Below are 23,542 nucleotides of genomic sequence, written 5' to 3' on the forward strand. Positions count from 1 at the left end.
CTTACGCTGCCTTCTTTTCGGCGGAATCTTCCGGGGCGGCTTCGATCGGGAACGGGAAACCGAACAGGCGGAGCAACTCGCGCGCTTCGTCGTCGGACTTCGCAGTGGTCGTCACGATCACGTCCATGCCGCGGATCTTGTCGACCCGGTCATAGCTGATTTCCGGGAAGATCAGCTGCTCTTTCAGACCGCAGGCATAGTTGCCACGACCATCGAAGCTCTTCGGGTTCAGCCCGCGGAAATCGCGAACGCGCGGCAGCGCGATCGTGATGAAGCGGTCGAGGAATTCGTACATGCGCTCGCGGCGAAGGGTGACCTTCACGCCGATCGGCATGCCTTCGCGCAGCTTGAACTGAGCGATCGACTTCTTCGCCTTGGTGACGACTGGCTTCTGGCCCGCGATCAGCTCCATTTCGGAAGCTGCCTGCTCGACCTTCTTCTTGTCCTGCGTCGCTTCGCCAACGCCCATGTTCAGGACGATCTTGTCGAGGCGCGGAACCTCCATCACGTTCTTGTAACCGAACTTCTCGGTCATCGCCTTGATGATGCGATCTTCGTAGATCGCCTTCATCCGCGGCTTGTGGGCCGCCTTCTGATTTGCATCAGCCACTGATCGTCTCCCCGGACTTCACGGCCACGCGGACCTTCTTGCCGTCCTTCGTCTCAAAACGAACGCGCGTCGGCTTGCCGTCGGCGGTCACGTGAGCGACCTTCGAGGCGTGCAACGGCGCTTCCGAACGAACCAGGCCACCCTGCGGGTCGCCCTGGCTCGGCTTGGTGTGGCGGACCGCGATGTTCACGCCCGACACGATGACCTTGCCGTCCTTTGGCATGGCCTGGGTGACTTCACCGGTCTTGCCCTTGTCCTTGCCGGACAGGACGATGACGCGGTCACCCTTCTTGATCTTCGCAGCGGCCATTACAGAACCTCCGGCGCCAGGCTGATGATCTTCATGTGCTTGCGAGCACGGAGTTCGCGCACCACTGGGCCAAAGATACGGGTGCCGATCGGCTCCTCGTTCTTGTTGACCAGCACGGCCGCGTTCGAATCGAAGCGGATCACGGTGCCATCGGCGCGGCGAATGTCCTTCGCCGTACGCACGATGACGGCACGGTGCACGTCGCCCTTCTTCACACGGGCGCGGGGCGCCGCTTCCTTGATGCTGACGACGATGATGTCGCCAACGCCTGCCGTCCGGCGCTTGGATCCACCAAGCACCTTGATGCACTGTACCCGCTTCGCGCCGCTGTTGTCAGCGACCTCGAGATTGGACTGCATCTGGATCATCGATCCGGTTCCTTCTCACTCTGGGGGCCGATTCCGACCGGACCCCGCCTAAACTTCGGCCTTAGCCGTCGATGCCAGTACGGCGTTAGCCGTCGATGGTTGCCCGCTCGGGGGTCGCGTGGGTGTTCACCCGCTCGATCACCTTCCAGGTCTTCAGCTTGGAGATCGGGGCGGTCTCTTCGATCCGCACCGTTTCACCCTGCTTGAACTCGTTCGCCTCGTCATGGGCGTGATACTTCTTCGTCCGGCGGATGATCTTGCCGTAGAGCGGGTGCTTCACCTTACGCTCGACGTTCACCACCACCGTCTTGTCGGTCTTGTCCGAGACGATCACCCCGGTCAGCACGCGCTTCGGCATGTCGGTCTTCCTTACTTGGCTTCGGCCGAGCGCACGCGCTGGCCTTGCAGGGTCTTGATGCGAGCGATGTCGCGACGGACCTCACGCACGCGGCTCGGCTTTTCGAGCTGATTCGTGGCGGCCTGGAAGCGGAGGTTGAATGCCTCGCGCTTCAGGTTGCCCAGCTGCTCGTCGAGCTGGTCGTCAGTCTTCGTCTTCATGTCGTCGATGTTGCGGGCCATCATGCAACTCCCAGATGCGAGGTGTCGCCGAGCCGGGCAACGACCTTCACCTTGATCGGCAGCTTCATCGCCGCGCGGCTGAACGCCACTGCTGCGATGTCGCCAGGAACGCCGTCCAGCTCGAACAGGATACGGCCGGGCTTGACCCGTGCCGCCCAATATTCGGGCGAACCCTTGCCCTTGCCCATGCGGACTTCGGCAGGCTTGGACGTGACCGGCACGTCCGGGAAGATGCGGATCCACAAACGCCCCTGACGCTTGATGTGACGCGTGATCGCGCGGCGAGCCGCCTCGATCTGGCGCGCGGTGATCCGGTCCGGCTCCATCGCCTTCAGCCCATAGGAGCCGAAGTTGAGGGTGGTGCCGCCCTTGGCATCGCCATGGATCCGCCCTTTGAACTGCTTGCGGAACTTGGTCTTTTTTGGCTGCAACATTGCTTTTGTTCCTTAGCGCGCCGGACGGACACCGGAGGTTTGAGCCTCCATCATGATCCGGTCCTGCGCCATCGGGTCGTGACCCAGGATTTCGCCCTTGAAGATCCAGACCTTCACGCCGCACACGCCGTACGCGGTGTGTGCCTGCGCTTCGGCATAATCGACGTTCGCACGCAGCGTGTGCAGCGGAACGCGGCCTTCACGATACCATTCCGACCGGGCGATCTCGGCGCCGCCGAGACGGCCGCCGCAATTGATCCGGATGCCTTCGGCACCGAGCCGCATAGCAGACTGAACCGCACGCTTCATGGCGCGGCGGAAAGCGATACGACGCTCGAGCTGATCGGCGATGCCCTGGGCGACGAGCTTGGCGTCGACTTCGGGCTTGCGGATCTCGACGATGTTCAGCGACACGTCCGACGACGTCATCTTGCCGAGGGTACGGCGAAGCTTCTCGATGTCGGCGCCCTTCTTGCCGATGATCACGCCAGGGCGTGCGGCATAGATGGAAACGCGGCACAGCTTGGCGGGACGCTCGATCACCACCTTGGAGATCGCGGCCTGGGGCAGCGTCTTCATGATGTAAGCGCGGATCTTCAGATCCTCGAGCAGGAGACGGCCGTAATCGGCGCCTTCCGCATACCAGCGGCTATCCCAGGTGCGGTTGATCTGGAGACGCAGACCGATCGGATTGCTCTTCTGACCCATTATGCTTCTTCCTGCTCGCGCACGACGATCCGCAGCCGCGAGAACGGCTTGAGGATGCGCGTGGACTTGCCGCGACCACGGGTCGCGAAACGCTTCATCACGATCGACTTGCCAACCGACGCCTCCGACACGACGAGCGCGTCGACATCGAGGTTGTGGTTGTTCTCCGCATTGGCGATCGCCGAGGCGAGAACCTTGCGGGCATCCACAGCCATCGCCTTGGTCGAGAAAGCGAGGATGTTCATCGCATCGCCGGCCTTCTTGTTACGGATCAGCGCAGCGACGAGACCGAGCTTCTGAGCCGAGCCGCGAATCTGCGTGCCGACCGAGAGGGCTTCCTTCTCACCGACCTTGCGGGGGGATTTTGGCTTCGACATCAGCGCTTGCCCTTCTTGTCGGCGGCATGGCCGGGGAAGTAGCGCGTCGGCGCGAACTCGCCGAGCTTCATCCCGACCATGTCCTCATTGACGGACACGGGCACGAACTTGCGACCGTTATAAACGGTGAAGGTCAGGCCAACGAACTGCGGCAGGATCGTGGAGCGGCGCGACCAGGTCTTGATCGGCGCACGCGCGTTGGTTTCCTGGGCGGTCTCTGCCTTCTTGAGCAGATGGAGGTCCACGAAAGGACCTTTCCAGACGGAGCGAGCCATGGCGCTTAGCCCTTCTTCTTGGCGTGACGCGACCGGATGATCATCTTGTCGGTCGACTTGTTGTGACGGGTGCGAGCACCCTTGGTCGGCTTGCCCCACGGGGTGACCGGATGACGGCCGCCCGAGGTCCGGCCTTCACCACCGCCGTGCGGATGGTCGACCGGGTTCTTGGCGACGCCGCGAGTCAGCGGGCGCTTGCCGAGCCAGCGATTGCGGCCGGCCTTGGCGAGGTTGGTGTTGCCGTTGTCCGGGTTGGACACCGCACCGACGGTCGCCATGCAGTTCGAGTGGATATAGCGCTGCTCGCCCGAATTGAGGCGAACCATTACCATGCCCTTGTCGCGACCCACGACCTGCACATAGGTGCCGGCCGAACGTGCGAGCTGGCCACCCTTGCCGGGCTTCATCTCGACATTATGGACGATCGTGCCGACCGGCATCTGACCGAGTTCCATAGCATTGCCAGGCTTCACGTCGGTCTTCTTGCTGGCAACCACCTTGTCGCCGACGGCGAGGCGCTGCGGCGCGATGATATAGGCCAGTTCCTCGTCCGGATACTTGACGAGGGCGATGAACGCGGTGCGGTTGGGATCATATTCGATCCGCTCGACCGTGCCGTCCACGTCCCACTTGCGACGCTTGAAATCGATGATGCGATAGCGCTGCTTGTGGCCGCCGGCGATGCCGCGCGAGGTCACATGGCCCTTGTTGTTCCGGCCACCGGTCTTGCGCTTGCCTTCGGTCAGCGCCTTGATCGGGCCGCCCTTGTGCAGGCCGCTGCGGTCGACGAGGATAAGTCCGCGTCGCGCCGGGCTGGTGGGGTTGTAATGCTTGAGTGCCATTACTGGATTCCCGTCGTCACGTCGATCGACTGACCGTCGGCCAGCGTCACAATCGCCTTCTTCATGTCGGAGCGCGTGTAGGGCGTGCCCTTCCACTTCTTCGTCTTGCCCTTCTGGACGATCGTGTTGACCCCCAGGACCTTGACGTTGAACAGCGCCTCGACGGCCGCCTTGATTTCAGGCTTGGTCGCGTCGTTCGCGACCTTGAACACGACCGCGTTCTGCTCGCTGAGCAGGGTCGCCTTCTCGGTGATGTGCGGCGCGACGATCACGTCATAATGACGGATGTCGATCTCGCCCTTCTGCTTTTTAGCCATTGAAGCGCGCCTCCAGCTTTTCGACAGCAGCGCGGGTGAGCACCAGCGTGTCATGCTTCAGGATGTCGTAAACGTTGGCGCCGGCGGCCGGCAGCACGTTGATCTGGCGGAGGTTGCCCGCGGCGAGCGCAAAGCTCGTCTCGACCATGTCGCCGTCGATCACCAGTGCGGTCTTGCCGAAACCGAGCTTCGCCCAATCCGCGGTCAGCGTCTTGGTCTTGCTCTCGTTCACCGCGAGGCTGTCCATGACGATCAGCGAACCGGCCTTGGCGTGGCTGCTGAGAGCCATGCGCAGGCCGAGTGCCCGGATCTTCTTGTTCAGCGACGGATTGAAATCACGAACGCGGGCGCCGTGAGCCTTACCACCGCCAACGAACGTCGGAGCACGACGATCGCCGTGACGAGCCGTACCGCCGCCCTTCTGGCGACCGAACTTCTTGCCGGTGCGGGCCACGTCGGCGCGCTCGCGGGTGCCGCGCGCGGTGGCGCGACGCTTCTCGAGCTGCCAGGTGACGACGCGGTGCAGGATGTCGGCGCGCGGATCGAGACCGAAGACCTCGTCGTTGAGCTCGATGTCCGCGGCCTTCGCCTTGGCGTCGAAGGACTGAATCTTGACCTTCATGTTCAGCCCTCCTGGCCTTCGGTCGCTTCCACGGCCTGAACGTCCTCAGCGGGCGTCTCGGCGGGAGCGGTGTTGCTGTTGGCGGCGGCCTTCAGGCCGGCCGGGTACGGCGCGTCGGCATGACGCGCGACCTTTACCGAATCCTTGACGAGCAGCCAGCCGCCCTTCGATCCGGGCACCGAGCCCTTGACGAAGATCAGACCACGCTCGACGTCGGTCGATACGATTTCGAGGTTCTGCTGGGTGCGGTTCTTGTCACCCATATGACCGGCCATCTTCTTGTTCTTGAAGACCTTGCCCGGATCCTGACGCTGACCGGTCGAACCGAGCGAACGGTGCGAAACGGACACGCCGTGGGTGGCACGAAGACCGCCGAAGCCCCAGCGCTTCATGCCGCCCTGGAAACCCTTGCCCTGGGTGACACCCTGGATGTCGACGATCTGGCCGGCGACATAATGGTCAGCCGAAATCTCGGCGCCCACGTCGAGCACGGCATCATCGGACACACGAAACTCGGCAAGCTTCGCCTTGGGTTCAACCTCGGCCTTGCCGAAGTGGCCGCGCTGCGGCTTGGCAACGTTCTTCGCCTTGGCAACACCCGCGCCAAGCTGAACGGCTACATATCCATCACGGTCGGCCTCGCGAACGGCCACTACTTGCAGATTTTCCAGTGCCAGGACGGTGACGGGCACATGGCGCCCATCGTCCTGGAAAAAGCGGGTCATCCCCATTTTCTTCGCGATCACGCCAGTGCGCATGATCCATGCTCCTATTACAGAGGCCCGCCGGAACGATTTCCGACGGGCGTGTCAGCCCAAAATATAATGCATGCCCCGTCCCGGGCTGGTGTTCCTGCAGAAGCAGGAACGTGACGGGGGACGCAGACCCCGGCCAAATCTCTTAAGAAAGAGGGGCCGGGCGGTATCCCTATCAGGCCCCGTTTATGGCGGAGCCGAATCTCTTTGGAGCGCGGCCTTTAGGCCAGCTTGATCTCCACGTCCACACCTGCAGCGAGATCGAGCTTCATCAGCGCGTCTACGGTCTGCGGGGTGGGCTGAACGATGTCCAGCATCCGCTTGTAGGTGCGGACCTCGAACTGCTCACGCGACTTCTTGTCGATGTGCGGCCCGCGGTTCACCGTGAACTTCTCGATGCGCGTCGGGAGGGGAATGGGGCCGCGGATGAGTGCGCCGGTGCGGCGCGCCGTGTCGGCGATATCGCCGGTGGCCTGATCGAGCACACGATGATCGAATGCCTTCAGACGAATCCGAATGTTCTGCGTTTCCATAACCCTACCGATGCGAAAGAGCGGGTTGCCCGAGAGCAACCGAACCATTGTTCACTAAAATAACAACCGCCCGACTCCGTAGGGAATCGGGCGGAGGCGCGTCTATATTACTTTGAGATGCCGCTGACAATCCCCGAACCGACGGTACGGCCACCTTCACGGATCGTGAAGCGCTGACCCACGTCCATGGCGATCGGCGCGATGAGCTTCACGCCCAGAGCGATGTTGTCGCCAGGCATGACCATCTCGGTGCCCTCGGGCAGCTCGACAGTGCCGGTCACGTCCGTCGTACGGAAGTAGAACTGCGGACGATAGTTGGCGAAGAACGGCGTATGACGGCCACCCTCGTCCTTCGACAGCACGTACACTTCCGACTGGAAGTCGGTGTGCGGCTTGATCGAGCCCGGCTTGCAGAGAACCTGGCCACGCTCGACCTCTTCACGGCCGACGCCGCGGATCAGAGCACCGATGTTATCGCCAGCCTGGCCCTGGTCGAGCAGCTTGCGGAACATTTCGACGCCCGTGACCGTGGTCTTGCGCACTGCCGGGTGGATGCCGACGATCTCGACTTCCTCGCCGACCTTGACGATGCCGGTCTCGACGCGGCCGGTGACGACCGTGCCGCGACCCGAGATCGAGAACACGTCTTCGATCGGCATCATGAACGGCTTGTCGAGCGGACGCTCGGGCTGGGGCAGATATTCGTCCACCGCTGCCATCAGCTTAAGAACGGCGTCGTGGCCGATCTCAGGCTGCTTGTCGTCGAGCGCGCACACTGCCGAGCCACGGATGACCGGAATGTTATCGCCGTCGAAATCATACTTCGAGAGCAGCTCGCGGATTTCCATCTCGACCAGCTCGAGGATTTCCTCGTCGTCGACCAGATCGACCTTGTTCATGAACACGACCATCGTCGGAACGCCGACCTGACGAGCGAGCAGGATGTGCTCGCGGGTCTGCGGCATCGGGCCGTCGGTGGCGGACACGACCAGGATTGCGCCGTCCATCTGGGCGGCACCGGTGATCATGTTCTTCACATAATCGGCGTGGCCCGGGCAATCGACGTGCGCATAGTGGCGCGCGGTCGTCTCATACTCGACGTGAGCGGTCGAGATCGTGATGCCGCGCTCGCGCTCCTCGGGAGCCTTGTCGATGTTGGCGTAGCTGGTGAACGTGGCACCGCCGGTCTCGGCCAGCACCTTCGTGATGGCTGCCGTCAGCGACGTCTTACCGTGATCGACATGGCCGATCGTGCCGATGTTGAGATGCGGCTTGGTCCGCTCAAACTTTGCTTTAGCCATTTTTCCTACCTTCTAGATCAATTTCGTAACCGCCGAGGGCGCTCGCGAGAGCGGCCCTGTAGCGACTGATTTCGGTTTACGCCAGCTTCGCCTTCACTTCTTCGGCAACGTTGGCTGGCACTTCGTCATAATGCGAGAACTGCATCGAGTATTGCGCGCGGCCCTGGCTGAACGAGCGGAGCTGATTCACGTAGCCGAACATGTTCGCCAGCGGCACGATCGCCTCGACGGCGGTCGCGTTGCCGCGGGTGTCGGTGCCCTGAATCTGGCCACGACGGCTGTTCAGATCGCCGATCACGTCGCCGAGATAATCTTCCGGCGTCACGACCTCGACCTTCATAATCGGCTCAAGCAGCTTGATGCCGGCCTTCTGGGCCGCTTCGCGCATCGCGCCACGTGCGCAGATCTCGAACGCCAGCGCCGACGAATCGACGTCATGGTATTTACCGTCGATCAGCTGAACCTCGAAATCGATGATCGGGAAGCCGATCAGCGATCCGGTCTCGGCCGTCTCGCGCATGCCCTTCTCGACCGAGGGGATATATTCCTTGGGAATATTGCCGCCCTTGATCTGGTCGGAGAAGACGAAGCCCGAGCCACGCTCGCCGGGGATCACCTTGATCTTGACCTCGGCGAACTGACCCGAACCACCCGACTGCTTCTTGTGGGTGTAGCTCAGCTCCACCGGCTTGCCGAGATATTCGCGATACGCCACCTGCGGCGCGCCGACATTCGCCTCGACCTTGAACTCGCGCTTCATGCGATCGACCAGGATCTCGAGATGGAGCTCGCCCATGCCCTTGATGATGGTCTGGCCGCTCTCGACGTCGGAGGTGACGCGGAAAGAAGGATCCTCGCGGGCGAGACGATTGAGCGCGATGCCCATCTTCTCCTGGTCGGCCTTCGTCTTCGGCTCCACCGCGACCTCGATGACCGGGTCCGGAAATTCCATCCGCTCGAGGATGATCGGCGCGTTCGCAGCACACAGCGTATCGCCGGTCGTGGTGTCCTTGAGGCCGGCCAGCGCGACAATGTCGCCGGCATAGGCCACCTGGATGTCCTCGCGGTCATTGGCATGCATCAGCAGCATGCGGCCGACCTTTTCCTTCTTGTCCTTGACCGAGTTCATCACCATCGACGCAGTTTCGAGCTTGCCCGAATAAATGCGCGCGAAGGTCAGCGTTCCCACGAACGGATCGTTCATGATCTTGAACGCCAGCGCCGAGAACGGCGCATCGTCGGTCGGCGGACGCGTATCCGGGGTCTCGCCGTCGAGCTTGAGCCCTTCGACATCCTTGATGTCGAGCGGCGACGGCAGATAATCGACCACACCGTCGAGCAAAGGCTGCACGCCCTTGTTCTTGAACGCGGAGCCGCACAGCACCGGCACGAACGAGAAGTTCAGCGTGCCCTTGCGGATCAGCTTCTTCAGCGTCGCGACGTCAGGCTCGTTGCCTTCGAGATAGGCTTCCATGATCTCGTCGTCCTGCTCGACGGCCATTTCGATCAGCTCGGAACGAGCGGTCGCGGCGAGGTCGGCCAGATCGGCGGGGATCTCCTGATATTCGAACTTGGCGCCCAGGCTCTCCTCGAGCCAGATGATCGCCCGGTTCTCGACCAGATCGACCAGACCCTTGAAATCGCTCTCCAGGCCGATAGGCAGGTACAGCACAGCCGGACGCGCACCGAGGCGGTCCTTGATCATCTGCACGCACATGTTGAAGTTCGCGCCGGTGCGGTCGAGCTTGTTGATGAAGCACATCCGCGGGACGTGATACTTCTCGGCCTGACGCCACACCGTCTCGGACTGCGGCTCCACGCCGGCGACGCCGTCGAAACAGGCGACCGCGCCGTCGAGCACGCGCAGCGAACGCTCGACTTCAATGGTGAAGTCGACGTGCCCGGGGGTGTCGATGATGTTGATGCGGTGATCGTTCCAGAAGCACGTCGTGGCAGCCGACGTGATCGTGATCCCGCGCTCCTGCTCCTGCTCCATCCAGTCCATCGTGGCGGTGCCCTCATGGACTTCGCCGATCTTGTAGGACTTGCCGGTGTAATAGAGGATACGCTCGGTCGTCGTGGTCTTGCCGGCGTCGATGTGCGCCATGATGCCGATGTTGCGGTACATGTCGAGCGGATGGCTGCGGGCCATGATCGTTTCCTTGAGCGATGTAGGAGGCCGGGGATCACCCCGGCCTTCAATATATAGGTGCAGTTCTTACCAGCGGTAGTGGCTGAAGGCGCGATTTGCCTCGGCCATACGATGGGTATCTTCGCGCTTCTTCACCGCGTTGCCGCGGTTGTTGGCGGCATCCATCAGCTCGCCCGACAGGCGTGCCGACATGGTGTTCTCCGACCGCGCGCGCGCGGCGTTGATCAGCCAGCGGATCGCCAGTGCCTGGGCGCGCTCGGGGCGCACTTCGACCGGAACCTGATAGGTCGCACCACCGACGCGGCGCGAACGGACTTCGATGCCCGGCTTCACATTGGCGAGCGCCTCGTGAAACACGCCAATCGGATCCTTCTTGGCGCGCTGCTCGACGGTCGAGAGGGCACCATAGACGATCAGCTCGGCGACGGACTTCTTACCGTCCAGCATGACGCTGTTCATGAACTTCGAGAGAACCTCATCCCCATATTGGGGATCAGGCAGAATGATCCGCTTTTCCGGACGACGACGACGTGCCATTTTATATTCCTTCTAAACTTCAGCCTTGGGGGTCGGAAGCTCCAGTGCCGACTTGCGTCGGTCGGAGCCGACCGGCTTACTTCGGACGCTTAGCGCCGTACTTGGAACGCGACTGGCGGCGATCCTTCACACCCTGTGTATCGAGCACACCACGGAGAACGTGATAGCGGACACCGGGAAGATCGCGAACGCGACCGCCACGGATCAGCACCACCGAGTGCTCCTGGAGATTGTGCCCCTCGCCGGGGATGTAGCTGATGACTTCGCGCTGGTTGGTCAGGCGGACCTTGGCCACCTTGCGCAGCGCCGAGTTCGGCTTCTTCGGGGTCGTCGTATAGACGCGGGTGCAAACGCCACGCTTCTGCGGGTTCTGCTCCATTGCAGGGACCTTGGATTTGGCCTTCTGCGGGTCGCGGCCCTTGCGGACCAGCTGGTTGATCGTCGGCATGAATCTCTTCACCTTGGGTACGTGGTTACTTTGCTGGAGCCATGACGCTCGGGAATACAAAAAGGACCGCTAGGGACTCTGACGCCCCCCGGGCCCTGGAATGCATCCAGCAATGTTCAAGCTTGTCCCGACAGGAGTCCTGTCAGAGCAGCGGCGCCTATACAGGCCGACTCGGAGCCGGTCAACAGCGGTGCCGCCCTCTCTACTGCCCCTTCCCACCCCGATTGTCACGGTCCTTCGACAAGCGGGACCCGAGCGGATATCTGGGATCGGGTGACATATGATCTCCTCATCGTCGGCGGCGGCATCAACGGCTGCGCGATCGCGCGCGAAGCGGCGTTGCTCGGGCTGAAGGTCCTGCTCGTCGAGCGCGACGATCTTGCCGGCCACACCTCGTCGGCCTCGACCAAGCTGATCCATGGCGGCCTGCGCTATCTCGAATATTACGAGTTCAAGCTCGTCGCCGAGGCGCTGCGCGAACGCGAGCGGCTGATCCATGCCGCCCCACACATCATCCGGCCGCTGCTGTTCGTCCTGCCGCAGGAGAATGCGGTGCGGCCATGGTGGATGATCCGGCTTGGCCTCTATCTCTACGATATGCTCGGCGGGAAGATGAGCCTGCCTCGCTCGCGCGGCCTGCGCGCCAGCGACACGGCCTATTCAGCCCCACTCAAGGGCGGCGACCGCGGCTTCGTCTATTCGGATGCTTTCGTCGATGATTCGCGCCTTACCATGCTCAACGCGATGGATGCCGCAGCCAATGGCGCTGAGATCGCGGTTGGTGTCGCGCTCGATTCGGCCAGTCGCGACGGGAAGATCTGGCGTGCCGCCCTGTCCGACGGGCGCGGAATCGCCGCGCGCGCGATCGTCAACGCCGCGGGGCCCTGGGTCCACCGCCTGCTCGACTGCCTCGGCGTCGACGCGAAGAGCGACGTCCGCCTGGTCAAGGGCAGCCATATCGTCGTGCCGAAGCTGTATGACGGCGACCACGCCTATATCCTGCAACTGCCCGACCGGCGCATCGTCTTCGCCATCCCCTATCAGAGTGAATTCACCGAGATCGGCACCACGGACATACCGGTCGAAAATCCCGAAGACGCAACGATCGGCGCTGACGAGATCGCCTATCTCTGCGACGCGGCCAACAGCCACTTCTTGAAACAGATCAGGCCGGGTGACGTGACGTCCAGCTGGTCTGGCGTGCGCCCGCTCTATGACGACGGCGCCAGCGAGGCGAAGGCAGTGACTCGCGACTATGTGCTAGAGCTCGACACCGACGGCCCTCCCCTGCTCAGCGTCTTTGGCGGCAAGATCACCACCGCGCGTCATCTGGCAGAGGAAGCGCTGGGCAAGCTAGCCGAGCCGCTGGGCCTGTCCGCGCATTCGGTGACTCGTGCCCGCGTCTTCCCCGGCGGCGCGATTCCCGACTTTCCTCTATTCCTCGCTCACGTCCGCACTACCTGGCCCTTTCTCGGCGAAGCCCGCTCCGAGCGCATGGCCCATGCCTATGGCACGATGCTGGCCGATATGCTGGGCGGCGTGACCGGTGAGGCCGGCATGGGTGCCGATCTCGGCGGCGGTTTGACCGAGATCGAAGCGCGCTGGATGAAGAACCGCGAATGGGCACGCACATCCGAGGACGCCCTGATGCGCCGGAGCAAGATCGGCCTGCATCTGAGCGAAACCGAGCGCGCCATTTTTGCGGAACGATGGAGCGCCCTTAGCTGAGAAAGCCTGCCAGCGTGTCGGGATGGATCGCCCAGCCGGCAAAGCCGGCGACACCCATCACCAGCCCGAACCCGCCAAAACTCCATGCGGCGATCAACAACCACCGGGTCTCGGCCAAGGCCGCAACCGCCGCGAGCGATACAGCGATCGAGATGAGCGCATCGCACATGTCGAACTGGTCGTCATGCATGTTGAGCGCATCATATTGCGCATCGTCCGCCTCGGCCTTCGCCTTCAGGCGCGGCGTTTCGGCCGCATATTTCGCCGCTTCCGCATCCATCGAGACAAGAGCCGTCCGCGCGGGGGCAGACGGAGTCGCCCCGGCGATCAGCGTCATCTCGGCGCGCGCGGTGGCGACGATATGCGCCTTGGTGCGGGTCGCCTGATATTCGGACCAGGTATCGATCGCATCGCTCTTCGCGAGTTGCATCGCCTGGACCAGATTGTCGTCCTTGATGTTCGCCACCGCCATGAACACCGACAGGATGACCACCGTCATCGCCACCAGTCGATTCAGCCTCCGGTCGCGGCCGCCCTCGGGGAGATCATCCTCCATGCATTGTCCTTCGTCATCAGCACTCTCCCGGGATGCCGAGAGTGGGGAGCGTCAGGAACCGGTGCAATGGGGCGTCGCCGGTTTTGACGAAGAGGCTCCGAATACTCTAGCGGAGCCGGCATGGCCCCTCTTCGCGTGACCGCCCTTTATCGTTTTACCCGCTTTGCGGATCCGGCCGCGCTGCGCGATCCGCTTGCCCGGCTGTGCGAGGAGAACGGCGTCCGGGGTACGATCCTTCTAGCGCCCGAAGGCATCAACGGCACGATCGCCGGCGCGCCCGACGCGATCGAGCGCGTGCTTGACCATATCCGCACTCTGCCCGGTTGCGCCGATATCGAGGCCAAGGATTCCCACGCGGAGACCATGCCGTTCCATCGCATGAAGGTTCGCCTCAAGCGAGAGATCGTAACCATGGGCGAGCCCGATATCGATCCGCTGCAGGATGTCGGGCATTATGTGCCGCCCGCCGAGTGGAATGCGCTGATCGATGCACCCGGCACGATCCTGATCGATACACGCAACGACTATGAGGTCGCGATCGGCACATTTTCCGGCGCGATCGATCCGAAAACGCACAGCTTCCGCGATTTCCCCGCCTGGTTCCGCGAGCACCGCGACGATTTCGCGACGGCGCCGAAGATCGCGATGTTCTGCACCGGCGGCATCCGCTGCGAAAAGGCGACTGCCTTCCTCAAGGCGGAAGGCCTGGACAAGGTATATCACCTCGAGGGTGGCATCCTGAAATATCTGGAACAGGTGCCTGCCGTGGACAGCCGGTGGGAAGGCGAATGCTTCGTCTTCGATCAACGCGTCGCAGTGAAGCACGGCTTGGAAATCGGCAGCCACGCGTTGTGCCATGCCTGTCGCATGCCGGTCAGCCCGGGGGACCGCGCGTCACCGCTTTATATCGAAGGGGTGAGTTGCCCGGCGTGCCACGCCACTCGGGACGAGGCCCAGCGCGCCAGCTATGCCGAACGTCACCGCCAGGAGCGCCTCGCGGAAGCGCGTGGCGAGGCCCATGTCGGCCGTGTGTTCGCGGAGGGACCGGAATAATTTCGCGGCCCCTGTCGAATCCGCACCCCGTCGCTCGTCTCCATTATACGATCGCCTTACGCGATCGCACAGAGAGGACCGACTGATGCAATATATGCTCCTGATCTACGAGGACGAGAGCGTTTACGGCGATCAGCCCGACAGCCCCGCCGTCACGGAGATCGTCCAGCGCCACATCGCTTTCGGCGAGGATCTTGGCGATACCAGCAAGGGTGGCGCGGGCCTCCACCCGACCAGTTCGGCCACGACCGTCGTGACCCGTTCAGGCGCCCAGACGATTCATGACGGTCCGTTCGCTGAGACCAGGGAGCAGCTCGGCGGCTTCTACCTGATCGACGCGCCGGATCTAGATACGGCGATCGCCGTCGCGAAGAAGCTCCCACTCTATGCCGATGGCTCGGTCGAGATCAGGCCAGTGCTCGAGATGGAATGACGGAGCGCTCGATATTGCGGGAACCCGAGGTCAGCCCTTCATCTGCCGCGCGACGGCCTTCATCGTCGCCTTGCCGTAAGGCGGCTTGAGCCCGGCAAGCTTTGCCACGTCGAGCTTCGCCTGCCTGAACACGCTCTTGGCGTGGCTGAACGTCCTGAATCCGTCGATCCCGTGATAGGCGCCCATGCCCGAGGGCCCCACCCCACCGAACGGCAGATCCTCCATGCTGATATGGAAGATCACGTCGTCCAGTGTAACGCCGCCGGCGATCGTGCGATCGAGCACCTGGCGCCGCTCGCCCGCGTCGCTGCCGAAATAATAGAGGCCGAGCGGCCGGTCGCGGCGATTTACCTGGGCGATAGCATCCTCGATCCCGTCATAACGACGCACCGGCAGGATCGGGCCGAAAATCTCCTCCTGCATCACCGCCATGTCGTCAGTCACATTAGTGACGATATGCAGCGGCATCTTGCGCGCATTGGATGCGCCGAAATCCTCGTTCGCGGGATTGACCGCCTCGACCGTCGCGCCCTTGGCCCGGGCATCGTCGAGCAGCCCGTTGAGCCGCGCGAAATGCCGGTCGTTGATGACCGATGTGTAGTCGGGATTGGACAGCAGGGTCGGGTACATGGTCGAGGCGGCGGCCTTCAGTCCGCTCACAACCGCTGCCTCCTGCCCGGCCTCGACCAGCATATAATCGGGCGCGAGGCAGATCTGCCCGGCGTTCATCATCTTGCCCAGCGCCACCCGCTCGGTCGCGCGGGCGACATCCGCCGACCGGCCTATGATCACCGGCGATTTGCCCCCCAACTCGAGCGTGACGGGCGTCAGATTGTCGGCGGCAGCATGGAGGATGTGCTTCCCTACCGACGTCGCTCCAGTGAAGATGAGGTGATCGAAGGGCAGTTCGGCGAATGCCTTGCCCGCCTCCGGCCCGCCGGAGACGAAAGCGAGTTCATCCGCTGCGAAATATCGCCCCGCAATCTCCTCGAACAGCGCGGCGACGCGCGGCGTATATTCGCTCGTCTTGACCATCGCGCGGTTTCCCGCCGCGAACACCCCGGCCAGCGGCGACATCACGAGGTTCACCGGGAAATTCCACGGCGCGATCACGCCAACCACGCCCTTGGGTTGATATTCAATCCAGGCCTTCGCGCCGAGCAGCCCAAGCGGGAACAGCACGGGGCGCTTTTCCCGTCGCGCCCATTTCTCGACCGATTTGATCGCGTGGTTGATCGGCGCGATCGAGCTCGCGATATCCGTCAACATCGATTGCTCGCGGCTGCGGTGGCCGAAATCCTCGCTGAGCGCATCGCAAAAGGCCGCAGCATTGTCGGCGACCAGCGCCGCCGCGCGCTTCAGCCGATCCTTGCGGACTGCGATCGACACCGGCAGTTCGGCCATGAACGCCTGGCGCTGCTCCGCCAGCAAATCCTGCATCGCCGCCATCACTCTCTCCCCCTGCCCGCCGTTCGGTGTGTTTCGTCAGGCAGCGCAGCCGACCAGACCGGCCACCGGCACCACCACGCTGTCCTGTCCCGTCCGATCGATCCGGAGAGTCGCCTCCGGCACCGCGGCGCCGTCCTTCAAATCACCGCGCGTCTCGATCGCCATGGTCAGGACCGCGGTCACGTCACCCGCCTGATACTGCGTCACTCCCGCAAAGCCGAAGCCGCCTGCGTCATGCTGCTCAGTCCGCAGAAGGTCAGTCACAGTGCCACCGATCGACAGGCGAAGACGGGCGGGATCGGCACTGGCCATCGCCACCAGTGCACGCGTGCCGCTGGCGGTCCACAGAAAGGCAGCGCAGCCAGTTGCCGGCAACGCCTGGGTTGGGATCGCCCCGATCGGCAGGCCGTCGATCACCGCAGGCGGAAGTGTCTGGGCGGAGGCCGCGCCAGCGAACAGCAGCAAGATCGCGAACGCTTTCATCCTGCCGATCCTATCAGGAACAGCCATGCCGGGTAAGCGGCGATCGCGAGTAGCGCGCCGAATGGCATCCGGTCATCCATCTTTGCAGCCCGTCCGCGCAGCATCCCGATCAGGACGAAGGCCAGCCCGGTCAGCGCGGCGAGCAGCAGTACCGCCGGGAGCAGCCGCCAGCCGAGCCACAGGCCGATCGCGCCGAGCAGCTTTGGATCGCCCCCGCCCAGCCCTTCCCGGCCCCGCAAATGCCGGTACGCGAAACCGACGAACCAGAGCGACGCGAAACCCGCGACGACGCCGATCAGCCTGTCCAGCGGGGGCGGCTCAATCCCGACGAAACCCGTCACGAGGCCGGCAAGAGCCAGCGTCAACGTCAAGGGATCGGGCAACCAGAATTCAGTGACATCGAGCGCGGCAAGTGTCAGCAACAACCAGCCGAAGACTGCTCCGGCCAGTGCCGCCGGTCCCGACACGACCAGTCCGGTCACCACCCCTATCCCCAAGGCCGCCAGTTCGATCTGCCAGTGCCGCGGATCGATCGGCGCGGCGCACTGGCGGCAGCGCCCCCGCGACAGCGCAGCGCTGACCAGGGGGATCAGGTCGCGCGGACCCAGCACCCCATCGCAGCCATCGCAATGCGACCGCCCTCTCAGCACCGATCGATCCTGCGGCCAGCGGATCACCAGCGTCGCCAGGAAGCTGCCGATCACCGCGCCGAGCACGCCCAGCGCGAGCGGCCAGAGCCATGATTCAGCCATTGGGTCTCTTGCGGATGAGGTAGCGATAGACGCCGAACAGGTTGATCCCGAACAGCACGACATTCTGCGTGCCGAGCGCGAAATCCTGGGTCAGTACCGAGCCGGAAATCCAGGCGATCGATGACGCCAGGAAAATCACGAAGCCCCAGCCGGTGACCTTCCGTCCGAGATCGAGCGAGACCATTGCTGCGGCGATCATCCCGCTGCCGGACGCGAACCATTTGAGGACGGTGGTGAGCGTATCTTCCATTGGCTGGCGATACCCGTCGAACCGGCCCGCGTCATGCCCAATTGGTACACGGGCGCTTTACGACGAATGGACATGCTTCGCTCTCGCCAAAACTTGCCGTTTGCGTTAAGGTAATCCCATGTCTCAGCCTGAATATGCCTCGCACAGCTACGCCATCGCTATCGACGCCGCCGACATCGATTTCATGGGGCACGTCAATAACGCGAGCTATCTGAAATGGGTGCAGGAGGCAGTGATCAACCACTGGCAGCGCTTCGCGCCGGCCGATGCCGTCGCGGCGCACCTCTGGGTCGCGCTGAAGCATGAGATCACCTATCGCAAGCCGACGTTTCTCGAAGACGATGTGATCGCCACCGTCCTGCTCGAAAAGGTGCAAGGCGCGCGCGCCTTTTACGAGACGATCATCAAGCGCGGCGAAGTCGTCCTGGCCGAGGTAAAGTCGAGCTGGTGCTGCGTCGATGCCGAGACCTTGCGCCCGGCGCGCATTGCCCAGAACGTGATCGAGCGCTTTTTCAAGGCCGATCCCCGCGAAAACCTGCCCGCGACCACTGCGTAATCGCCCTACTGAGCTGCATCCCTGGCGGTTTGTAATCGCTCGCGCACGCGCCTAGATCGCCGGCACCTTCCAGCCGGAGCAATCGCATGGCCGCCGATCCAATCGTCATCCTCTCCTACGCCCGCACGCCGATGGGCAGCTTCCAGGGCGCATTGGCCGGTGCATCGGCAACCGAGCTCGGCGCGACTGCGGTAGGCGGAGCGGTCGAGCGCGCCGGGTTGTCCGGCGACGCGATCGAGCGGATCTATATGGGCTGCGTGCTGCCCGCCGGCCTCGGCCAGGCGCCCGCGCGTCAGGCCGCGCTGAACGCTGGCCTGCCAGACCATATCGAGGCGACGACGATCAACAAGATGTGCGGATCGGGCATGCAGGCCGCGATCCTCGCCGCCGACGCCCTCGCCGCCGGTTCCGCGGACCTGATCGTCGCCGGCGGCATGGAGAGCATGACCAACGCGCCCTATCTCTCGCTGCGTCATCGTGGCGGCGCACGCATCGGCCATGACCGGCTGATGGATCACATGTATCTCGACGGCCTCGAGGACGCCTATGAGCCCGGCAAGCTGATGGGCAATTTCGCCGAGGACACCGCCGCCGAATATCAGTTCACCCGGGCGCAGATGGACGATTTCGCCATCGCCTCGCTCGAGCGCGCGCAGAAAGCGCAGCGTTCGGGCGCGTTCGACCGTGAGATCGTGCCGGTAGAGATCGCCGGCCGTAAGGGTCCCACGACCGTGAGCCTCGACGAGCAGCCCGCCAAAGGCGATCCCGCGAAGATCCCAACGCTCAGGCCCGCCTTTTCGAAGGACGGCACGATCACCGCCGCCAATGCCTCGTCCATCTCGGATGGTGCCGCGGCACTGGTGCTGACCCGCGCGTCAGTCGCGGAGCGCCTTGCCCTCGATCCGATCGCCCGCATCGTCAGCCATGCCGCGCACGCCCATGCGCCTGCCCTGTTCACTACCGCCCCCGTTTTCGCGATGCGCAAGGCGCTGGAAAAGGCCGGCTGGTCGGCCAACGATGTCGATCTGTTCGAGGTCAACGAGGCATTCGCAGTCGTCGCGATGATCGCGATGCGCGACCTCGGCCTCAGCCACGACAAGCTGAACGTCAATGGCGGCGCCTGCGCCCTCGGCCACCCGATCGGCGCTTCTGGCGCGCGCATCCTCGCGACCCTGCTCTCGGCGTTGCAGACCACCGGCCAGAAGCGCGGCCTCGCCTCCTTGTGCATCGGCGGTGGCGAGGCGACCGCGATGGCAGTGGAACTGATGAACTAAGCGCTACGGCTATATCTGAAGCAGGTAATACCGACTGAAATCCGTATCGCTATAGTCGGCAAACGGTCCGCAGGGCGCGAAGCCGGTGCGCTCGTACAATGCCCTGGCCGGGGCGAAGGGCGGGTTCGACCCGGTCTCCAGGCTCAGCCGCCGATAGCCGCGCCGCCGCCCTTCAGCGATCAGATGGTCGAGCATCGCCCCCGCCACGCCGCGCCGCAGATGGGCGGGCGCCGTGCGCATCGATTTCAGCTCGCCATGCGACGCATCGAGCTGCTTCAATGCCCCTAAACCGAGCAGGTCGCCGCCGTCCCAGGCGGACCACAAGGTCACGGCCGGATCGCGAAGCCCGGACATGTCGAGCGCGAAGACGCTGCCCGGCGGCGAATTCTCGAACGCGGCGCGCAGATGCAGGTCGAGCAGCCCGATCACGGCCGGGTGAGTGAGGTCGTCGCGAATGATCTTCATCGCGGGCGTCAGCTCAGCGCCTCATCGACCGCCACGCCCCAGAGACGGTTCGCCTCGACATACCCTCCCCGGCCGCGCACGTCGAAATGGCACCAGCCCCGCGCACATTTGCTCAGGCGGCCGACCACGCCCGGCTCGACCCGCCAGACGACCTTGCCGCCATAACGCGGCGCATCGCGCAACTCGGCGATCGTGCCCATCACCAGGCCGGTGCGCGTGTCGCTGACCAGCGATCCCAGCATCCAGCCCTGGGTGCCGCTCGGATCCTCGATCTTCTTCCAGATCCCGCGATCATAGACGTCGATCACCTTCACCGGCAGATCGGCGCGCTGATAGAGCCAGCTGGCCGGATAGGCCTTGCCCGGCCCCGTGCGCATCCGCGCCTTGCTCGCCGAGATCGAGGCGAAATAGGGCGTCTTCTTCTGGACGAGCGCCGCGAGCGCTGGCGCGACTGCCGCCAGGCTTGCGGCGGTGGCCGCAAGCATGATTCTCGTTCCGAAACGCATAACCTGATCTTCCCTTTACCGGGATTCGTTTTACCCTGTTCGGGCACCGCGCTTCAACCACCGTTGACGGAGACAACAGCCTTCGCCAAGCCGGATCAATGCCCGAAATGACTCGCGTCCCGCACCCCAGGGTCATCGTCACCCGCGAACTCGCCACCGCGGTGATGCAGCGGATGGAGCAGCTGTTCGACACCGCGAACAACCGCGGCGACGTGCCGATGGATCGTGCCCGGCTCGCCGCGGCAATGGCCGATTGCGACGTGTTCGTGCCGACCGTCACCGACAATATCGACGAGGAGCTGATCGCGGGCGCGGGTGAGCGGCTGAGGCTGATCGCGAACTACGGTGCCGGCGTGAACCATATCGACCTGAAGGCGGCGCGCGCCCGCGGTATCGTCGTCACCAACACGCCGGGCGTCCTGACCGAGGATACCGCCGACATTACCATGGCGCTGATCCTGTCCGTGCCGCGCCGGCTCGGCGAAGGGGAGAAGCTGGTCCGCAACGGCGAATGGAAAGGCTGGTCCCCGGGCGGGATGCTCGGCCACCGCATCGGCGGCAAGGTGCTGGGCATCCTCGGCATGGGCAGGATCGGCCGCGCGGTGGCGAAGCGCGCGCGTGTCTTCGGGCTGTCGGTCCATTACCACAACCGGCACCGGCTTCCCGCGTCGGTCGAGGCGGAGTTCGAGGCGACGTGGCACGAAACGGCCGACAGTCTGCTCGGCGCGATCGATATCCTGACGATCCACACCCCGCGCAATGCGGACAGCGAGAATCTGATCGACGCGCGGCGGCTGGCGCTGATGCGCCCGACTGCCTGCATCATCAACACAGCACGCGGCGGGATCGTCGACGAGGATGCACTGATCGACGCGCTCGAAAATGGCCGTCTCTCAGGCGCCGGCCTCGATGTGTGGAAATTCGAGCCGGAGATCGATCCGCGGCTGCTGGCGCTGCCCAACGTGATGATGATCCCGCACATGGGATCGGCAACCTATGAGGGGCGGATGGCGATGGGCGAGAAGGTGATCGCCAATATCCGCATGTGGGCCGACGGACACCGCCCGCCGGACCAGGTGCTGGAAGGCTGGGTCTAGTTCTTCAGTTTCCAGCCGCTGCGCAGCAGCCGGTAGCACAGGAAGCCGAGCGCGAGATCGAGCGCCAGGATGATCCCGCTACCCAGCAGCACCGGCGAATCGGCCGTTCCAAGGAAGCCGTAGCGAAAGCCCGAGATGATGTAGAAGAACGGGTTGGCGTGGCTGAAGATGCGGAACGCGGGCGCGAGGTGGTCGACCGAATAGAAGGTTCCGGACAGCAGGGTCAGCGGCGCGATGAAGAAATTCTGCACCGCGGCGGCATGATCGAACTTCTCCGCCCAGATCGAAGTCAGGATGCCGATCAGCGCGAGGAACACCGCGCCGAGCAGACCGAACCACAGGATCGCGATCGGATGGCTCGGCGTGACATGGACGCCCGGCCACAGCACCATCGCCAGCCACACCGCCAGCCCGACGCAGAAGGCGCGCGTCACCGCGCCGCCGATCATCGCGACCAGCAGCTCGGCGGTCGATAGCGGCGGCATCAGATAATCGACGATCGTACCCTGGATCTTGCCGACCAACAGCGAGAAGCTCGCATTGGCGAAGCTGTTCTGCAGCATGCCCATCACGATCAGGCCCGGCGCGATGAAATCGGCGAAGGGCACGTCGACTCCGCCGACATGGACCGGGCGTTTTCCGCCGGTCGCGACCGTGAAAATGACCAGAAACAGCAGAGTCGTGATCGCCGGCGCCCATATCGTCTGCAGCTGCACCTTGAAGAAACGGCGCACCTCCTTGATATAGAGCGTACGAAGACCGCCCCAATTGACGTTCCGGATCACGGGAACGCCGGGGGCGTTCATCACTGCCGACTGGATTTCGCCGATTGGGGGCTGGCTGCTCATCGCGGACGCGCTAATAGCTGCCGCCGCCGCCCGCAACCCGGCACGTGTGACTTGAGGATTAAAGATGGCCTGGACCGACGAGCGAATCGATACGCTGAGGAAGATGTGGGAGGGCGGCCAGACCGCCAGCCAGATCGCGGAAGAGCTTGGCGGCGTCAGCCGCAACGCCGTGATCGGCAAGGCGCATCGCCTCGGCCTGCAATCGCGCCCGTCGCCGGTGAAGCCGAACGAGCCGGACAAGGCAGCCGCGGCTGCCGCGCCCACCGCCGCCCCGGCCGAGCCACGCCCGGCCCCGTCCCGGCCGCCGGAGCGGCCGCCCGTGCCCGCCCCCGCGCCGATCGTCGCGAAGCCGGTCGTCGAGGTCGACGAGGACGAGGATGACGACGATACCGACACTGCGACCGACGTCGTAGCGGCACCCCCCGCCCCGCCGCAGCCGATCATGCGGTCGGTCGGCCCGGGCGGCTTCCTTCGCCAGGCACCCGGCGAGCAGCAGGCGCCGATCACGCCTGCGCCGCCGCGCCGCCTCGTGCCGGCCAAGCCGTCAGCCGACATGGCGGGCAAGACGACTCTGCTCGATCTGAACGACAAGATCTGCAAATGGCCGCTCGGCCACCCCGGCGAGCCCGATTTCCACTTCTGCGGCGACAAGGTGAATCCGGGCTTCCCATATTGCGTGGCGCATTGCGGCCATGCCTATCAGGCGCAGCTCCCGCGCCGCGATCGCCGCCCCCCGCCGCCGCTTCCGTTCGGCGGCCCGCGGGTACGTTGACCTGATTCCCTCTCCCCTGCGGGAGAGGGAGCGGCAGGCCGCGAAGGGCGGGCTCACGCCCTCGCCACCCTCATCACCGCACTTCACGCCACCTTCTCCCGGGGGGAGTAAGGATGATGGCGGCTTGCCTCGCTGACTCACCGGACCCTATA

General features: G+C 64.0%; 33 protein-coding genes. 7 read left to right on the plus strand and 26 right to left on the minus strand.

Features of this window, described 5'->3' with window-relative positions; genetic code table 11:
- Window position 1: 1 nt before the first annotated feature.
- The 18 genes from rplE to rpsL all read right to left on the minus strand — a co-directional run bounded on the left by rplE (window position 2) and on the right by rpsL (window position 11,168).
- A complete protein-coding gene (rplE, locus tag U1769_RS12380; protein ID WP_332717558.1) occupies window positions 2–571 on the minus strand; it encodes a 50S ribosomal protein L5 in 570 nt (189 codons plus the stop codon).
- A gap of 31 nt (window positions 572–602) precedes the next feature.
- On the minus strand, window positions 603–920 hold the full coding sequence (rplX, locus tag U1769_RS12385) for a 50S ribosomal protein L24 (protein ID WP_332716282.1): 318 nt from the start codon (window positions 918–920) through the stop codon (window positions 603–605).
- The gene (gene rplN, locus U1769_RS12390; RefSeq protein ID WP_332716285.1) at window positions 920–1,288 is read right to left on the minus strand and encodes a 50S ribosomal protein L14; all 369 of its coding nucleotides are present in this window, start codon (window positions 1,286–1,288) and stop codon (window positions 920–922) included. The genes rplX and rplN overlap by 1 nt, the downstream gene beginning before the upstream one ends.
- 85 nt (window positions 1,289–1,373) lie before the next feature.
- Window positions 1,374–1,646: a 30S ribosomal protein S17 gene (gene rpsQ, locus U1769_RS12395; protein WP_332716287.1), complete on the minus strand. Its 273-nt coding sequence runs from the start codon at window positions 1,644–1,646 to the stop codon at window positions 1,374–1,376.
- An 11-nt stretch (window positions 1,647–1,657) separates the two neighbouring features.
- Entirely contained in the window at window positions 1,658–1,867 is a 210-nt protein-coding gene (gene rpmC / locus U1769_RS12400; RefSeq protein WP_332716291.1) for a 50S ribosomal protein L29, read from the minus strand.
- Complete coding sequence (gene rplP, locus U1769_RS12405) at window positions 1,867–2,301, minus strand: 50S ribosomal protein L16 (RefSeq protein ID WP_183108980.1); 435 nt, start codon at window positions 2,299–2,301, stop codon at window positions 1,867–1,869. Before rplP ends, rpmC begins: the two co-directional genes overlap by 1 nt.
- 12 nt (window positions 2,302–2,313) lie before the next feature.
- On the minus strand, window positions 2,314–3,009 hold the full coding sequence (rpsC, locus tag U1769_RS12410; RefSeq protein ID WP_332716298.1) for a 30S ribosomal protein S3: 696 nt from the start codon (window positions 3,007–3,009) through the stop codon (window positions 2,314–2,316).
- Window positions 3,009–3,386, minus strand: a complete 378-nt coding sequence (gene rplV, locus U1769_RS12415) for a 50S ribosomal protein L22 (RefSeq protein WP_332716302.1) — start codon at window positions 3,384–3,386, stop codon at window positions 3,009–3,011. Before rplV ends, rpsC begins: the two co-directional genes overlap by 1 nt.
- Window positions 3,386–3,661, minus strand: coding sequence for a 30S ribosomal protein S19 (rpsS, locus tag U1769_RS12420; protein ID WP_034161646.1), 276 nt, complete (start codon window positions 3,659–3,661; stop codon window positions 3,386–3,388). The genes rplV and rpsS overlap by 1 nt, the downstream gene beginning before the upstream one ends.
- A gap of 5 nt (window positions 3,662–3,666) precedes the next feature.
- A complete protein-coding gene (gene rplB, locus U1769_RS12425; protein WP_332716308.1) occupies window positions 3,667–4,503 on the minus strand; it encodes a 50S ribosomal protein L2 in 837 nt (278 codons plus the stop codon).
- On the minus strand, window positions 4,503–4,820 hold the full coding sequence (locus tag U1769_RS12430; protein ID WP_332716311.1) for a 50S ribosomal protein L23: 318 nt from the start codon (window positions 4,818–4,820) through the stop codon (window positions 4,503–4,505). Before U1769_RS12430 ends, rplB begins: the two co-directional genes overlap by 1 nt.
- Entirely contained in the window at window positions 4,813–5,442 is a 630-nt protein-coding gene (gene rplD, locus U1769_RS12435; protein ID WP_332716314.1) for a 50S ribosomal protein L4, read from the minus strand. Before rplD ends, U1769_RS12430 begins: the two co-directional genes overlap by 8 nt.
- Window positions 5,443–5,444: 2 nt before the next feature.
- Window positions 5,445–6,200, minus strand: a complete 756-nt coding sequence (gene rplC, locus U1769_RS12440; protein WP_332716317.1) for a 50S ribosomal protein L3 — start codon at window positions 6,198–6,200, stop codon at window positions 5,445–5,447.
- 218 nt (window positions 6,201–6,418) lie between these two features.
- On the minus strand, window positions 6,419–6,730 hold the full coding sequence (gene rpsJ / locus U1769_RS12445; RefSeq protein WP_034161642.1) for a 30S ribosomal protein S10: 312 nt from the start codon (window positions 6,728–6,730) through the stop codon (window positions 6,419–6,421).
- A 107-nt stretch (window positions 6,731–6,837) separates the two neighbouring features.
- Window positions 6,838–8,031: an elongation factor Tu gene (gene tuf / locus U1769_RS12450; RefSeq protein ID WP_332716319.1), complete on the minus strand. Its 1,194-nt coding sequence runs from the start codon at window positions 8,029–8,031 to the stop codon at window positions 6,838–6,840.
- Between the two features lie 76 nt (window positions 8,032–8,107).
- Complete coding sequence (gene fusA, locus U1769_RS12455) at window positions 8,108–10,183, minus strand: elongation factor G (protein WP_332716321.1); 2,076 nt, start codon at window positions 10,181–10,183, stop codon at window positions 8,108–8,110.
- Between the two features lie 66 nt (window positions 10,184–10,249).
- On the minus strand, window positions 10,250–10,720 hold the full coding sequence (rpsG, locus tag U1769_RS12460) for a 30S ribosomal protein S7 (protein WP_332716323.1): 471 nt from the start codon (window positions 10,718–10,720) through the stop codon (window positions 10,250–10,252).
- Between the two features lie 76 nt (window positions 10,721–10,796).
- Complete coding sequence (rpsL, locus tag U1769_RS12465) at window positions 10,797–11,168, minus strand: 30S ribosomal protein S12 (protein WP_019516007.1); 372 nt, start codon at window positions 11,166–11,168, stop codon at window positions 10,797–10,799.
- 273 nt (window positions 11,169–11,441) lie between these two features.
- On the opposite strand from rpsL, the gene glpD reads away from it, so the two are divergent.
- Window positions 11,442–12,896 carry a glycerol-3-phosphate dehydrogenase gene (gene glpD, locus U1769_RS12470; RefSeq protein WP_332716325.1) on the plus strand — a complete coding sequence of 485 codons (1,455 nt, stop codon included), beginning with the start codon at window positions 11,442–11,444 and terminating at the stop codon, window positions 12,894–12,896.
- Here the strand turns inward: glpD and U1769_RS12475 are convergent.
- A complete protein-coding gene (locus U1769_RS12475) occupies window positions 12,889–13,452 on the minus strand; it encodes a DUF4337 domain-containing protein (protein ID WP_332716327.1) in 564 nt (187 codons plus the stop codon). The two genes, glpD and U1769_RS12475, sit on opposite strands and share 8 nt — an antisense overlap.
- Window positions 13,453–13,572: 120 nt before the next feature.
- Here U1769_RS12475 and trhO point away from each other — a divergent pair, with 120 nt between their 5' ends.
- Both trhO and U1769_RS12485 read left to right on the plus strand, forming a co-directional pair.
- Window positions 13,573–14,505, plus strand: coding sequence for an oxygen-dependent tRNA uridine(34) hydroxylase TrhO (gene trhO, locus U1769_RS12480; RefSeq protein WP_332716330.1), 933 nt, complete (start codon window positions 13,573–13,575; stop codon window positions 14,503–14,505).
- An 85-nt stretch (window positions 14,506–14,590) separates the two neighbouring features.
- A complete protein-coding gene (locus U1769_RS12485; protein ID WP_332716332.1) occupies window positions 14,591–14,938 on the plus strand; it encodes a YciI family protein in 348 nt (115 codons plus the stop codon).
- Window positions 14,939–14,968: 30 nt separating this feature from the next.
- On the opposite strand, the gene U1769_RS12490 is transcribed toward U1769_RS12485, so the two are convergent.
- From U1769_RS12490 to U1769_RS12505, 4 genes are read right to left on the minus strand one after another with little or no spacing between them, the layout of a single operon-like run.
- The gene (locus tag U1769_RS12490) at window positions 14,969–16,378 is read right to left on the minus strand and encodes a coniferyl aldehyde dehydrogenase (RefSeq protein WP_332717569.1); all 1,410 of its coding nucleotides are present in this window, start codon (window positions 16,376–16,378) and stop codon (window positions 14,969–14,971) included.
- Window positions 16,379–16,423: 45 nt separating this feature from the next.
- Window positions 16,424–16,870 (minus strand): hypothetical protein, encoded by a 447-nt coding sequence (locus U1769_RS12495; RefSeq protein ID WP_332716334.1) that lies wholly within the window; start codon window positions 16,868–16,870, stop codon window positions 16,424–16,426.
- Window positions 16,867–17,622, minus strand: a complete 756-nt coding sequence (locus U1769_RS12500) for a prepilin peptidase (protein WP_332716336.1) — start codon at window positions 17,620–17,622, stop codon at window positions 16,867–16,869. Before U1769_RS12500 ends, U1769_RS12495 begins: the two co-directional genes overlap by 4 nt.
- Window positions 17,615–17,872: a hypothetical protein gene (locus U1769_RS12505; protein ID WP_332716338.1), complete on the minus strand. Its 258-nt coding sequence runs from the start codon at window positions 17,870–17,872 to the stop codon at window positions 17,615–17,617. Before U1769_RS12505 ends, U1769_RS12500 begins: the two co-directional genes overlap by 8 nt.
- Window positions 17,873–17,990: 118 nt before the next feature.
- Here U1769_RS12505 and U1769_RS12510 point away from each other — a divergent pair, with 118 nt between their 5' ends.
- Window positions 17,991–18,428 (plus strand): acyl-CoA thioesterase, encoded by a 438-nt coding sequence (locus tag U1769_RS12510; RefSeq protein WP_332716340.1) that lies wholly within the window; start codon window positions 17,991–17,993, stop codon window positions 18,426–18,428.
- Window positions 18,429–18,514: 86 nt separating this feature from the next.
- The gene (locus U1769_RS12515; RefSeq protein ID WP_332716343.1) at window positions 18,515–19,702 is read left to right on the plus strand and encodes an acetyl-CoA C-acyltransferase; all 1,188 of its coding nucleotides are present in this window, start codon (window positions 18,515–18,517) and stop codon (window positions 19,700–19,702) included.
- Between the two features lie 9 nt (window positions 19,703–19,711).
- On the opposite strand, the gene U1769_RS12520 is transcribed toward U1769_RS12515, so the two are convergent.
- Together U1769_RS12520 and U1769_RS12525 are read right to left on the minus strand one after the other, a co-directional pair.
- Complete coding sequence (locus tag U1769_RS12520; RefSeq protein WP_332716345.1) at window positions 19,712–20,167, minus strand: GNAT family N-acetyltransferase; 456 nt, start codon at window positions 20,165–20,167, stop codon at window positions 19,712–19,714.
- 8 nt (window positions 20,168–20,175) lie between these two features.
- The gene (locus U1769_RS12525) at window positions 20,176–20,652 is read right to left on the minus strand and encodes an SH3 domain-containing protein (RefSeq protein ID WP_443030344.1); all 477 of its coding nucleotides are present in this window, start codon (window positions 20,650–20,652) and stop codon (window positions 20,176–20,178) included.
- 119 nt (window positions 20,653–20,771) lie between these two features.
- On the opposite strand from U1769_RS12525, the gene U1769_RS12530 reads away from it, so the two are divergent.
- On the plus strand, window positions 20,772–21,770 hold the full coding sequence (locus tag U1769_RS12530) for a 2-hydroxyacid dehydrogenase (protein WP_332716351.1): 999 nt from the start codon (window positions 20,772–20,774) through the stop codon (window positions 21,768–21,770).
- On the opposite strand, the gene U1769_RS12535 is transcribed toward U1769_RS12530, so the two are convergent.
- Window positions 21,767–22,618: an ABC transporter permease gene (locus U1769_RS12535; protein ID WP_332716354.1), complete on the minus strand. Its 852-nt coding sequence runs from the start codon at window positions 22,616–22,618 to the stop codon at window positions 21,767–21,769. The two genes, U1769_RS12530 and U1769_RS12535, sit on opposite strands and share 4 nt — an antisense overlap.
- Window positions 22,619–22,682: 64 nt before the next feature.
- Between U1769_RS12535 and U1769_RS12540 the strand changes: the two genes are divergently transcribed.
- Window positions 22,683–23,390: a GcrA family cell cycle regulator gene (locus U1769_RS12540; RefSeq protein WP_332716356.1), complete on the plus strand. Its 708-nt coding sequence runs from the start codon at window positions 22,683–22,685 to the stop codon at window positions 23,388–23,390.
- The last annotated feature ends 152 nt before the right edge of the window (window positions 23,391–23,542 follow it).

The sequence above is a fragment of the Parasphingomonas zepuensis genome (assembly GCF_036663735.1).
Taxonomy (GTDB): domain Bacteria; phylum Pseudomonadota; class Alphaproteobacteria; order Sphingomonadales; family Sphingomonadaceae; genus Sphingomonas.

Coding starts and splice junctions, on each gene's coding strand:
- trhO (WP_332716330.1), top strand. CDS start 13,573: ATGGCCCCTCTTCGCGTGACCGCCCTTTATCGTTTTACCCGCTTTGCG.
- rpsG (WP_332716323.1), bottom strand. CDS start 10,720: ATGGCACGTCGTCGTCGTCCGGAAAAGCGGATCATTCTGCCTGATCCC.
- U1769_RS12520 (WP_332716345.1), bottom strand. CDS start 20,167: ATGAAGATCATTCGCGACGACCTCACTCACCCGGCCGTGATCGGGCTG.
- rplX (WP_332716282.1), bottom strand. CDS start 920: ATGGCCGCTGCGAAGATCAAGAAGGGTGACCGCGTCATCGTCCTGTCC.
- U1769_RS12525 (WP_443030344.1), bottom strand. CDS start 20,652: ATGCTTGCGGCCACCGCCGCAAGCCTGGCGGCAGTCGCGCCAGCGCTC.
- rplC (WP_332716317.1), bottom strand. CDS start 6,200: ATGCGCACTGGCGTGATCGCGAAGAAAATGGGGATGACCCGCTTTTTC.
- rplB (WP_332716308.1), bottom strand. CDS start 4,503: ATGGCACTCAAGCATTACAACCCCACCAGCCCGGCGCGACGCGGACTT.
- rpsC (WP_332716298.1), bottom strand. CDS start 3,009: ATGGGTCAGAAGAGCAATCCGATCGGTCTGCGTCTCCAGATCAACCGC.
- U1769_RS12540 (WP_332716356.1), top strand. CDS start 22,683: ATGGCCTGGACCGACGAGCGAATCGATACGCTGAGGAAGATGTGGGAG.
- fusA (WP_332716321.1), bottom strand. CDS start 10,183: ATGGCCCGCAGCCATCCGCTCGACATGTACCGCAACATCGGCATCATG.
- U1769_RS12475 (WP_332716327.1), bottom strand. CDS start 13,452: ATGGAGGATGATCTCCCCGAGGGCGGCCGCGACCGGAGGCTGAATCGA.
- rplN (WP_332716285.1), bottom strand. CDS start 1,288: ATGATCCAGATGCAGTCCAATCTCGAGGTCGCTGACAACAGCGGCGCG.
- rplP (WP_183108980.1), bottom strand. CDS start 2,301: ATGTTGCAGCCAAAAAAGACCAAGTTCCGCAAGCAGTTCAAAGGGCGG.
- U1769_RS12500 (WP_332716336.1), bottom strand. CDS start 17,622: ATGGCTGAATCATGGCTCTGGCCGCTCGCGCTGGGCGTGCTCGGCGCG.
- rplD (WP_332716314.1), bottom strand. CDS start 5,442: ATGAAGGTCAAGATTCAGTCCTTCGACGCCAAGGCGAAGGCCGCGGAC.
- U1769_RS12485 (WP_332716332.1), top strand. CDS start 14,591: ATGCAATATATGCTCCTGATCTACGAGGACGAGAGCGTTTACGGCGAT.
- U1769_RS12490 (WP_332717569.1), bottom strand. CDS start 16,378: ATGCAGGATTTGCTGGCGGAGCAGCGCCAGGCGTTCATGGCCGAACTG.
- rpmC (WP_332716291.1), bottom strand. CDS start 1,867: ATGGCCCGCAACATCGACGACATGAAGACGAAGACTGACGACCAGCTC.
- rplE (WP_332717558.1), bottom strand. CDS start 571: ATGAAGGCGATCTACGAAGATCGCATCATCAAGGCGATGACCGAGAAG.
- U1769_RS12530 (WP_332716351.1), top strand. CDS start 20,772: ATGCCCGAAATGACTCGCGTCCCGCACCCCAGGGTCATCGTCACCCGC.
- tuf (WP_332716319.1), bottom strand. CDS start 8,031: ATGGCTAAAGCAAAGTTTGAGCGGACCAAGCCGCATCTCAACATCGGC.
- U1769_RS12535 (WP_332716354.1), bottom strand. CDS start 22,618: ATGAGCAGCCAGCCCCCAATCGGCGAAATCCAGTCGGCAGTGATGAAC.
- U1769_RS12510 (WP_332716340.1), top strand. CDS start 17,991: ATGTCTCAGCCTGAATATGCCTCGCACAGCTACGCCATCGCTATCGAC.
- U1769_RS12495 (WP_332716334.1), bottom strand. CDS start 16,870: ATGAAAGCGTTCGCGATCTTGCTGCTGTTCGCTGGCGCGGCCTCCGCC.
- rpsQ (WP_332716287.1), bottom strand. CDS start 1,646: ATGCCGAAGCGCGTGCTGACCGGGGTGATCGTCTCGGACAAGACCGAC.
- U1769_RS12515 (WP_332716343.1), top strand. CDS start 18,515: ATGGCCGCCGATCCAATCGTCATCCTCTCCTACGCCCGCACGCCGATG.
- rplV (WP_332716302.1), bottom strand. CDS start 3,386: ATGTCGAAGCCAAAATCCCCCCGCAAGGTCGGTGAGAAGGAAGCCCTC.
- U1769_RS12505 (WP_332716338.1), bottom strand. CDS start 17,872: ATGGAAGATACGCTCACCACCGTCCTCAAATGGTTCGCGTCCGGCAGC.
- U1769_RS12430 (WP_332716311.1), bottom strand. CDS start 4,820: ATGGCTAAAAAGCAGAAGGGCGAGATCGACATCCGTCATTATGACGTG.
- rpsL (WP_019516007.1), bottom strand. CDS start 11,168: ATGCCGACGATCAACCAGCTGGTCCGCAAGGGCCGCGACCCGCAGAAG.
- rpsS (WP_034161646.1), bottom strand. CDS start 3,661: ATGGCTCGCTCCGTCTGGAAAGGTCCTTTCGTGGACCTCCATCTGCTC.
- rpsJ (WP_034161642.1), bottom strand. CDS start 6,730: ATGGAAACGCAGAACATTCGGATTCGTCTGAAGGCATTCGATCATCGT.